This window comes from Kitasatospora sp. NPDC058048, assembly GCF_042885555.1.
Taxonomy (GTDB): Bacteria; Actinomycetota; Actinomycetes; order Streptomycetales; family Streptomycetaceae; genus Kitasatospora; species Kitasatospora lactacystinica.
In genome coordinates, this window is sequence record NZ_JBHVRT010000084.1 from 1 (window position 1) to 9,401 (window position 9,401).

The window sequence follows — 9,401 nt, forward strand, 5'->3', positions numbered from 1 at the left end:
GGATGATGCGGGACGCGAAGATCACGCAGATCTACGAGGGCACCAACCAGGTCCAGCGGATCGTGATGGCCCGCAACCTCCCGTAACCCCACCCCCGTAACCCCACCCGTAACCCCACCTCGACGTGCACCGACGGCGGGTCGGCCGGCCGCCCGGCCGTCGGTGCCGAGGCATCGTCCCGATGCTAAGTTCCGGTGAATGAGTGAGAAGGAAGAGCAGGACCAGTCCATGAATGACGGGCCCTCGAAGCCGGCGATGCGCGAGGCGCTGGTGGCCGCGGCCTTCGAGCTCTTCCTGGAGCGCGGCTTCGAACAGACGACCGTCGACGACATCGTCTCGCTGGCCGGCGTCGGCCGGCGCTCCTTCTTCCGCTACTTCCCGGCCAAGGAGGACGTGGTCTTCCCCGACCACGAGCGCAGCCTCGCCGAGATGACGGAGTTCCTGGAGTCCGGCACCGGTGAGGAGGACCCGGTCAGGCACGCCTGCGACGCCGCCCGCCTGGTCCTGCGGATGTACGCCGAGCAGCCCTCCTTCTCCGTCCAGCGCTACCGCCTGACCCGCAAGGTGCCCGGCCTGCGCGCGTACGAGCTGTCCGTCGTCTGGCGCTACGAGCACACCCTGGCCGCCTATCTGCGCGGCCGCTTCGCCGACCGCCCCGACGGCCCGCTGCGTGCGGACGTGATCGCCGCGGCCGTCGTCTCCGCGCACAACCACGCCCTGCGCACCTGGTTGCGCTCGGGCGGGGAGAGCGACTGGGTGGCCGAGGTGGACGCGGCGATGGCCTTCGTCACCGGCACCTGGGGCGAGCGCCAGGGCGAGGCCGCCGAGGGCGAGTCCGACGACGTCGTGGTCCTGGTCGCCAGCCGCCGGGCGCCGCTGTGGCGGATGGTGCAGGGCATCGAGAGCGCGCTGGGTGCCGACGCCCGCCAGGTCTGATCCTCACCCGCACGGCGCAGCCGCGTCCGGCGTGGCCCCGGTCGACGGCCCGTGCGCCGTGCGGGGCGTCCGGCTCCGGGCGAGACTCGGTCCCGGGACGGCCCTCCCCGACGGCGGGCGGCCCGGGAGCGCGAGGGAGCGGCGATGCCGACGACGTCCCAGCAGCGGAGCAGCGGCCCGACCCTGCGCGAGGTGCTGCTGCACAAGGGCTACCTGCGCCTGTTGCTGGTCTCGGCGCTGGTCGGCATCCCGGTCTCGCTGGCGGCCTTCGGCTTCGTCAGCCTGGAGCACGAACTCCAGCACTGGGTCTGGCAGAGCCTGCCGGAGACGCTCGGCTACCACCAGGCCCCCTGGTGGTGGCCGCTGCCCGCGCTGCTGCTGGCCGGCCTGCTGCTCGCCCCGATCGTGACCCGGCTGCCCGGGCACGGCGGTCACATCCCGGTCGACGGCTTCGGCGGCCCGCCCACGATGCCCGTCGCCGTCCCCGGGGTGGTGCTGGCCGCGCTCGCCTGTCTGCCGCTCGGTGTGGTGCTCGGCCCGGAGTCGCCGCTGATGGCGCTCGGCGGCGGCCTCGCCCTGCTCGCCGTCCGGTCCGCCCAACGGGTCGAACATCCGCAGCTGGTGGCGGTGCTGGGTACGGCGGGTTCCGCGGCGGCGATCTCCACCATCTTCGGCAGCCCGCTGGTGGCGGCCGTCATGGTGATCGAGGCGGCCGGGCTGGGCGGCCCGCAGCTGACCGCGCTGATCCTGCCCAGCCTGCTGTCCGGCGGCCTCGGGGCTCTGGTCTTCACCGGGTTCGGCCACTGGACCGGTCTGTCGATCGGTGCGCTCTCGCTGCCGAGCGTGCCGAGGGCCGGGGTGCCCGACCCGGGGGACTTCCTCTGGGGCGTCCCGTTGGCCGCCGCGATCGCGGTGGTCTGCGTGGCGGGGCGGACCGTCGGCCGCGGGGTGAAGGCCTTCGTCACGACCGGGACCGCACGACAGACCGCCCTGCGCATCGTGTTGTGCGCGGTCGCGGTCGGCTGCTGCCTCGCCGCGTACGCCCTGCTCACCGGCCGCTCCCCGGAGCAGGTCGCGCTCTCCGGGCAGGCCACCCTGGGCGCGCTCGCCGCCGATCCGGCCGACTGGCCGATCGGCGCGCTGCTCGCCCTCGCGCTCTTCAAGGGGCTGGGCTGGTCGATCGCCCTCGGCAGCCTGCGCGGCGGCCCGATCTTCCCGGCGCTCCTGCTCGGTACGGCCCTCGGCACGGCCTGTGCGCCGCTGCCCGGCTTCGGTGCCGGGCCCGCCCTGGCGGTCGGCCTGGCGGCCTCGGGTGCCGCCGTCACCGGCCTGCCCGTCACCAGCACCGTCCTGGCCGCCGCCCTGCTCGGCAGCCAGGCGACCGACGCGATGCCGCTGCTGATCGTGTCCACGGTGGTGGCCTTCATCACCGCGCAGTCGCTGCGCGGCCGGCCGAAGCGGGGTGCCGCTCCGGCCGGCCGCACGGAGGCGCCCGAGGTCAGCTGACGTCCGGGCCCGGGCCGTCCGCGACCGCGCCCAGGTACTGCTCGATCTGCTGCTGGTTCTCCACCAACCGCAGGCACAGGTGCCGCAGTTGGGCCATCTCCTCGGGGCTGAAGCCGCGGAACACGGCGGCCATCGCACGCTCGGTGGGCACCCGGAACTCCTCCAGCCAGGCCAGGCCTTCGGGCGTCGCGGTCACCAGTACCGCCCGCCGGTCGTTCGGGTCGGGGGATCGGCGGGCCAGCCCCTCCCGCTCCAGGGTGTCCACCAGGCCGGTCGCGTTGCGCGGGCTCACCCCGCCGGCCCGGGCCAACTCGCCCACGGTCAGCCCCGCGTCTCCCGCGTCTCCCGCTTTGCCTGCGGCTCCGAGCCGCACCAGCACATCCAGCGCTCCCGCGCTCAACCCCCGTCCCTGCGATCCGTGTGCCCGCAGCTTCTCCACCGCGTGGAATGCCGACCGTGCGGCGGCCGCGGCCTCCAGTGCCAGGGTGTCCCCGCCCTTGGTGAACGCGCCCATGGCCGTCCGCACCCTGCTGTCGTAGAGCCGGCCCTCGGCATCCCGCCCCAGCGGACCGGCCGGTGACTCCGGTGATTTATTTACCTGCTTCATAATGAAGTCATTCTGCACTTCGCGGGAAGTCTGTCAAGGGGAGGGGGTCCGCCAACTCGGCCGCAGCGGACGAGACTTCGCCGGGAGTCGGCGGCGCGCCCCGCGGGAGTCGGCGCCGGGTCGCGGGAGGGGAGCGTTCTGCGCCACGGGTCGGGCGGGGAGTGGGGGTGTCGCGGGCCCGCTCCGGTTCGACGGCCCTCGCGGCGGCCGTCCGGCCCGAGTACGCCCGGAACGGCGCTTCCGCCGTTCCGCGAGCTCGGAGGGCCCGGCCAACTGTTCCCGTGCGACGGGCCGTTGTACCGGGCCGTTCGCGTGACTCCGCTGAAGGGCGGCTCCGTCCGGGACGGTCCGCGGCGGGGGCTCTGTCGCGACGGAGAGTGGCATGGGGTGACGCAGAGTGCTCCAGCCGACTGATCCTGTCAGATAGGCATACGAACGGTATTTCCGCTGGTGAGGGCGGCGATTCTGACGGGACGTGAGGCCGGACGGGTCCTGACGGCGGTTGCGGCGGGATGTGGGGCGTGGCTCTCTGAGATCGCGGCGGGACCGAACGGCACCGCCACCCCAACCAGAAACTCCGTGGAGGAGATTTTCATGCGTGCTCTCAAGCGAGTCGTGGCTGTCGGCGCCCTCACCGTCCCGCTCGTGCTCGGCTGCGCCGGCCTGGCCTCGGCCCACGAAGGCATCGACGCGAACTACGGCAAGGGCTTCTTCACTGCGAACGAGGACGCCGCCGCCCTCGCGGCCGTCGAGTCCCACGTCGGCGAGGACGGTGTCTCGCACGCCAGCTTCTGGATCATTGCGGACGACGAGGGCGTCACCGGCTCCTTCACGGGTGCGGGCGCCACCTTCAACGACGAGGACGTCGCCCCGGCCGCCGCCCCTGCCGCCGCTCCCGCGACTGAGGTTGCCCCCGCTGCCGCTCCGGCGGCCGAGGTTGCTCCGGCGGCCGCTCCGGCGGCCGAGGTTGCTCCGGCGGCCGCGCCGGCGACTGAGGTTGCTCCGGCGGCCGTCCCGGCGGCCGAGGTTGCTCCGGCGGCCGTCCCGGCGGCCGAGGTTGCCCCCGCGGCCGTCCCGGCGACTGAGGTTGCCCCCGCCGCTGCCGCTCCGGCGGCCGAGGCTCCGGCTGCCGCGGCCCCCGCCGCTGCCGTCCCGGCGGCCGAGGCTCCCGCCGCTGCCGCTCCTGCCGCTGCCGCTCCCGCCGCCCACCAGGGCTGACCGAATCCCGCCGTTTTGGGCGTGACCCCGACACCGTCCCGTCGGGCCAGGCCCATCCGGATGCCCGGCCGGTACCCACCGGCCGGGCATCCGGCGTCCGGGCGTCCGGCCGGTCGCTTCACGGCGGAGAACCGCGGCCGAAAAGCAAAAAGGCCCCAGATCAACTGGGGCCTTTTTCGGTGTCCGAGGGGGGACTTGAACCCCCACGCCCGATAAAGGGCACTAGCACCTCAAGCTAGCGCGTCTGCCATTCCGCCACCCGGACCGGGTGTCGTCCTCGCGGCTTCCGATCTCTCGTCCGTCGCGCTGACAGATGTAACTGTAGCAAAGATCGGCTTGGGGTCCCAAAACGATTCCCGGTCGGCCGGTACGACCGGTGGCGGTGGCAAGGGGTGGTGTGTGGCGGGGGCGTGACCAGGGGGTTTCGGGAGCGCGCGGGGGGTGGATCGGGATCCGGGGCTGGGGGAGGATGGGCGGACGTGCTCGTACGGCCCGGGTGCAGGTCCTGGGGGTGGCGCGCTGGTGCGTCGGTGCGGGCCCAAGACGAGGAGTGACCGTGAACGAGCGGAGCGAGTCGGCGGCACCGAAGGTGACGGCTGAGTCCGAGGTCGCCGAGATCTGTCGCGATCTGATCCGGATCGACACCAGCAACTACGGGGACGGCTCCGGCCCGGGGGAGCGGAAGGCGGCCGAGTACGTGGCCGAGCAGCTCGCCGAGTTCGGGCTCGAACCGAAGATCTTCGAGTCCGCCAAGGGCCGGGCGTCGACGGTGGTCCGGATCGAGGGCGAGGACCGCTCCCGTCCGGGCCTGCTGATCCACGGCCACACCGACGTGGTGCCGGCCAACGCCGCGGACTGGACCCACGATCCGTTCGGCGGCGAGATCGCGGACGGCTGTGTCTGGGGGCGCGGCGCGGTCGACATGAAGGACATGGACGCGATGACCCTGGCGGTCGTCCGCGACCGGCTGCGCACCGGGCGCAAGCCCCCGCGCGACATCGTGCTGGCCTTCCTCGCCGACGAGGAGGCCGGCGGCACCTACGGGGCGCGCTTCCTGGTGGACAAGCACCCGGGGCTGTTCGAGGGCGTGACCGAGGCGATCGGCGAGGTCGGCGGCTTCTCCTTCACGGTCAACGACCAGGTCCGCCTCTACCTGGTGGAGACGGCCGAGAAGGGCATGCACTGGATGCGCCTGACGGTCGAGGGCCGGGCCGGCCACGGCTCGATGGAGAACGACGACAACGCGATCACCGAGCTGTGCGAGGCGGTCGCCCGGCTCGGCCGGCACCAGTTCCCGCTGCGGATCACCAAGACCGTCCGGGCCTTCCTGGACGAGCTGTCGGACGCGCTCGGGGTCGAGCTGGACCCGGAGAACATGGACGAGACGCTGCGCGTGCTCGGCGGCATCGCCAAGATGATCGGCACCACGCTGCGCAACACCGCCCAGCCGACCATGCTCGGCGCCGGCTACAAGGTGAACGTGATCCCCGGTCAGGCCACCGCGCACGTGGACGGGCGCTTCCTGCCCGGCTACGAGGAGGAGTTCCTGGCCGAGCTGGACAGCGTGCTCGGCCCGCGCGTGAAGCGCGAGAGCCTGCACTCGGACAAGGCGATCGAGACCGGCTTCGACGGCGCCCTGGTGGAGGCGATGCAGACCGCGCTGCGCGCCGAGGACCCGATCGCCCGCGCGGTGCCGTACTGCCTGTCGGGCGGGACGGACGCCAAGTCGTTCCAGGACCTCGGCATCCGCTGCTTCGGCTTCGCGCCGCTCCAGCTGCCGCCGGAGCTGGACTTCGCCGGGATGTTCCACGGTGTGGACGAGCGGGTGCCGGTGGACGGCCTGAAGTTCGGTGCCCGGGTGCTGGACCGGTTCATCGACGCCTGCTGAAGCCCCTGATCAGGCGACTGGGTCGGCCCGCTCCCGGAATGCCGGGGGCGGGCCGAGCGCATTGTCGGAGCTGATGATTGTGAGATGGGGAAAGGAAGATCGACAGAAGCGATTCTGCCGGAAATCCCAGGCTGATCATGTGTGCGAGACCTCACCGTTGCGGGTGAATGGGAGATCTGTTCCGTACCCCGTTTGCCGCAGCGTCGTTCATCCCTGTGCAGCCCGCCGAACGGGTTGCGTTGTCCATACAGGAGGAATGATGAAGGTCAAGAAGATCGCCGCTGTCGCCGCCGCCACCGGTGGTCTGGTGCTCGCCGCCGCCGGTGTCGCGTCCGCTCACGCCGGTGCCGAGGGTGTGGCCGCCGGCTCCCCGGGTGTCCTCTCGGGCAACCAGATCCAGGTTCCGGTGCACGCCCCGGTCAACCTCTGCGGCAACACCATCAGCGTCATCGGCGTGCTGAACCCGGCGTTCGGCAACCACTGCGCCAACGTCTGATTCGACCTCCGGGCCGTCGAGGCCTGTTGAGCCGATTCGCAACCGGCCCCCGGGCGGCGGACGCGCCGCGCCGGGGGCGTTCGCGTTCCCGGCGGTCAGGTGCGGGCCGGACCCGCTCCGGGCCCCGGCGCCCGCCGGATACACGAGGTCCGACACGATCGCTCGATCGGGTGAAGCCGATTCGTTCGGCTCAACCTCCCCGTTCGCCTCTCGTTAACTCGTGTGCAGCCGAAGCCCTTGCGTGATTTACGGATATACGGAAATTCCGACTTTTTTGAAGGTTCATGTCAAGGTCGACACGTCGTCTCGAAATGTCAGGGGAAAAAATGAGGAATGTAGCCAAGAAGGGGATCCTCACGGCGGTGGCCACGGGCAGTGTGCTGGCCTCGGCCGCCGGCTACGCCTATGCGGGAGGAGCCGAAGCGCAGGGGGGTGCCGTCGGTTCGTCCGGCGTCGTCTCGGGCAACTCGGTCCAGGTGCCGATCCAGGTGCCGATCAATGCCTGCGGCAATACGGTCGACGTGATCGGCTTGCTGAACCCGTCCTACGGCAACCACTGCGCCAACGTCAACGGCGGCGGGGGTCACCCGGCGTCCAAGCCCGTCCAGCACGGCATGCCCGGCGGCTCGGGCGCCACCGGCGGCGGTCACGCCGACGGCAGCCGTCCCGCCGGCGGCGTGGGCGGCGCCGACGCTTCCGGCACCGGCGCCGGCCAGGGTGCCAAGGTCCCGGGTAGCGCGGTCCCGGGTGCCACCGTGCCGGGCGCCACGGTGCCGGGCGCGAGTGCCTCGGGCGTCGCCGCCAACTCGCCGGGCGTGCTCTCCGGCAACAGCGTCCAGGCGCCGGTGGACGTCCCGGTCAACGCCTGCGGCAACTCGGTCAACGTGGTCGGCGTCGGCAACCCGGCCTTCGGCAACGACTGCGTGAACGTGGCCAAGGTCGCCCCGAAGCCCACCCCGAAGCCGGTCGAGGGCTGCGTGGAGGCCTGCCCGACCCCGCCGAAGGTCTCCTCCGAGGAGGTGACGAGCGTCGCGCGCAACAGCGTCCCGCCCGTCTCGGCCGAGCAGGCCGTCGTGGCACCCGCCAAGGCGGTCAAGGCCGCCACGGTCGCCCCGACCGCCCAGCTGGCCTCCACCGGCGCCGGCGGCGTCGAGCTGCTCGGTGCCGCCGGTCTCGCGCTGATGCTCGGTGGTGGCGTGCTCTACCGCCGGGCCCGGGCCGGAGTCCGCTGACCCGGCCGACCGGGGACGGGGGCGCGCGCTGAACCGGACGCGCGCGCACCCGTAGCGGGAACGACCCACCCGCGGCCGCCGGGCGAACGGGCGGCCGCGGGCGCCGGCGCGCGGAGGCTCGACGCGAGGCCCGCCCGGGGCGCCGGTGCCCCGCTCGTCACCAGCTCCGGACCTGCCGGATGATCCGCCGCTTCAGCCGGACCGTCCGGCTGCCGTCGGGGAACAGCTTGAGTCGGTCGAGCTCCCAGTGCCCGTACTCGGCGTGCTCGGTGAGCAGTTGGCGCGCCGCGTTGCGCGTGGTGCCGCGCGGCATGCGCAGGGACTGGTACTCGTACTCCGGCTGCCGGACCGGCTTCAGTGGGGTCAAAACGCTCCTCCTGGGGATCACCTTCGGGCAAGCCTACGGCCTGCCCCGGACGGTCGGCCCGGGTATTTCCGGCCGTCCCTCCCGCGCGGAGGCGGCGGCCGGAAGAGGCATGACCCGGGCCGTCGGCTGACAGCGCATCAGTCCTGTTGCCACTGGGGAAGGGATACCCCGATCCCGGCGCGCGAAGCCGCACCCGGACGACCCCGTCGGGTCCGGTGCGCGCCCTCCGCGCCCGTTTCGCGCCGGTGCCGCGTGGGGACGAAGTGGCACGGATCGGACATCAGGGGGGAAGTTGCGGTGAAAACGCGGGTGGAGGTGACAACCGCTGTGCGTACCGACACCGCGGGGAGATAGCGTCTGCACCATGTCTGATGCCGCGCAGCCCACCATTGCCGAGGTACGCGCCGCCGCTGAGGCGGTCAAGGCCGCCATCGATCGTCATCTGGAAGCGGTGTCAAGCCCCAACGCAGCCGATGATCCCGCCGTTTCCGCCGCGTACGAGCAGCTCGCCACGGCGGCCATCGCCTACGACCAGCTCCTGTACGAGGCCTACGACGAGGTGACGCCCTTCGAGATCCCCGGGGACGAGGGCCCCGGCGGGTACCACGGCCCCGAACAGCCCGAGGCGATCAGCGTGTTGATCCGCCGCGACTACCACGTCGTCGACCCCGAGCGACTGCGTGCCCAGGCCGAGCGGCTGGACGAGTCGCTGACCCCGGGCGGAGCCGGAGCGGGCGGGGTGAACGCCGCGATCGGCGTGCTGTTCGGCGAGTACGAGCCCGACGAGATCGCCGCCCGCAGCGAGGAGTTCGGCCTGGAGGAGGCCGACTCGACGCTCTGGGTCGCGGCCACCGAGCCGAGCGAGCCGGGCGAGTGGCTGCCCGAACCCTTCGAGCACGCCGACCCGCAGCTGCTGATCTGCCGGTTCGACGTGAGCGAGGTCTACGACGACGAGGATCCGGACGACTGACGCCGTGCAGGACGGCCGACGGGCGGGCCCGGGATCACCGGGGCCCGCCCGTCGTGCGTTCCGGCCGGGGGGCCCCCCCGGGGGGGCGCCGGCCGGGCGCCCCGGACTAAACCGGTGCGGGGGCGGTGTCGGGGAGGACCCCCCGCCGCCCGGGGGGGGGGGGGGGCGCCGGGGGGCTGGC

The 9,401-nt window shown here is 72.8% G+C and carries 10 protein-coding genes and 1 tRNA gene; 8 read left to right on the forward strand and 3 right to left on the reverse strand.

Features of this window, described 5'->3' with window-relative positions; all coding sequences use genetic code 11:
- The 3 genes from ACFVVA_RS41640 to ACFVVA_RS41650 form a co-directional block, all read left to right on the forward strand.
- The coding region (locus ACFVVA_RS41640; RefSeq protein ID WP_094743042.1) for an acyl-CoA dehydrogenase family protein at nucleotides 1-86 on the forward strand (86 nt) is incomplete at its 5' end.
- Nucleotides 87-198: 112 nt separating this feature from the next.
- Nucleotides 199-936: a TetR family transcriptional regulator gene (locus ACFVVA_RS41645; protein ID WP_387695925.1), complete on the forward strand. Its 738-nt coding sequence runs from the start codon at nucleotides 199-201 to the stop codon at nucleotides 934-936.
- Between the two features lie 144 nt (nucleotides 937-1,080).
- The gene (locus ACFVVA_RS41650) at nucleotides 1,081-2,442 is read left to right on the forward strand and encodes a chloride channel protein (RefSeq protein WP_387695926.1); all 1,362 of its coding nucleotides are present in this window, start codon (nucleotides 1,081-1,083) and stop codon (nucleotides 2,440-2,442) included.
- Here ACFVVA_RS41650 and ACFVVA_RS41655 read toward each other — a convergent pair.
- Nucleotides 2,435-3,067: a MarR family winged helix-turn-helix transcriptional regulator gene (locus ACFVVA_RS41655; protein WP_387695927.1), complete on the reverse strand. Its 633-nt coding sequence runs from the start codon at nucleotides 3,065-3,067 to the stop codon at nucleotides 2,435-2,437. The genes ACFVVA_RS41650 and ACFVVA_RS41655 overlap by 8 nt on opposite strands.
- A 576-nt stretch (nucleotides 3,068-3,643) precedes the next feature.
- On the opposite strand from ACFVVA_RS41655, the gene ACFVVA_RS41660 reads away from it, so the two are divergent.
- Complete coding sequence (locus tag ACFVVA_RS41660) at nucleotides 3,644-4,267, forward strand: hypothetical protein (protein ID WP_387695928.1); 624 nt, start codon at nucleotides 3,644-3,646, stop codon at nucleotides 4,265-4,267.
- Between the two features lie 180 nt (nucleotides 4,268-4,447).
- On the opposite strand, the gene ACFVVA_RS41665 is transcribed toward ACFVVA_RS41660, so the two are convergent.
- A tRNA-Leu gene (locus tag ACFVVA_RS41665) sits at nucleotides 4,448-4,532 on the reverse strand.
- Between the two features lie 291 nt (nucleotides 4,533-4,823).
- Between ACFVVA_RS41665 and ACFVVA_RS41670 the strand changes: the two genes are divergently transcribed.
- The 3 genes from ACFVVA_RS41670 to ACFVVA_RS41680 all read left to right on the forward strand — a co-directional run bounded on the left by ACFVVA_RS41670 (nucleotide 4,824) and on the right by ACFVVA_RS41680 (nucleotide 7,883).
- Nucleotides 4,824-6,155, forward strand: a complete 1,332-nt coding sequence (locus tag ACFVVA_RS41670; protein ID WP_387695929.1) for a M20/M25/M40 family metallo-hydrolase — start codon at nucleotides 4,824-4,826, stop codon at nucleotides 6,153-6,155.
- A 256-nt stretch (nucleotides 6,156-6,411) separates the two neighbouring features.
- Nucleotides 6,412-6,651, forward strand: coding sequence for a chaplin (locus ACFVVA_RS41675; RefSeq protein ID WP_387695930.1), 240 nt, complete (start codon nucleotides 6,412-6,414; stop codon nucleotides 6,649-6,651).
- 362 nt (nucleotides 6,652-7,013) lie between these two features.
- Nucleotides 7,014-7,883: a chaplin gene (locus tag ACFVVA_RS41680; RefSeq protein WP_387695932.1), complete on the forward strand. Its 870-nt coding sequence runs from the start codon at nucleotides 7,014-7,016 to the stop codon at nucleotides 7,881-7,883.
- Nucleotides 7,884-8,040: 157 nt separating this feature from the next.
- Here ACFVVA_RS41680 and ACFVVA_RS41685 read toward each other — a convergent pair whose 3' ends face one another.
- Nucleotides 8,041-8,241, reverse strand: coding sequence for a DUF5703 family protein (locus ACFVVA_RS41685; RefSeq protein WP_387695935.1), 201 nt, complete (start codon nucleotides 8,239-8,241; stop codon nucleotides 8,041-8,043).
- A gap of 373 nt (nucleotides 8,242-8,614) precedes the next feature.
- Between ACFVVA_RS41685 and ACFVVA_RS41690 the strand changes: the two genes are divergently transcribed.
- The gene (locus ACFVVA_RS41690) at nucleotides 8,615-9,220 is read left to right on the forward strand and encodes a hypothetical protein (protein WP_387695934.1); all 606 of its coding nucleotides are present in this window, start codon (nucleotides 8,615-8,617) and stop codon (nucleotides 9,218-9,220) included.
- Nucleotides 9,221-9,401: the final 181 nt, after the last annotated feature.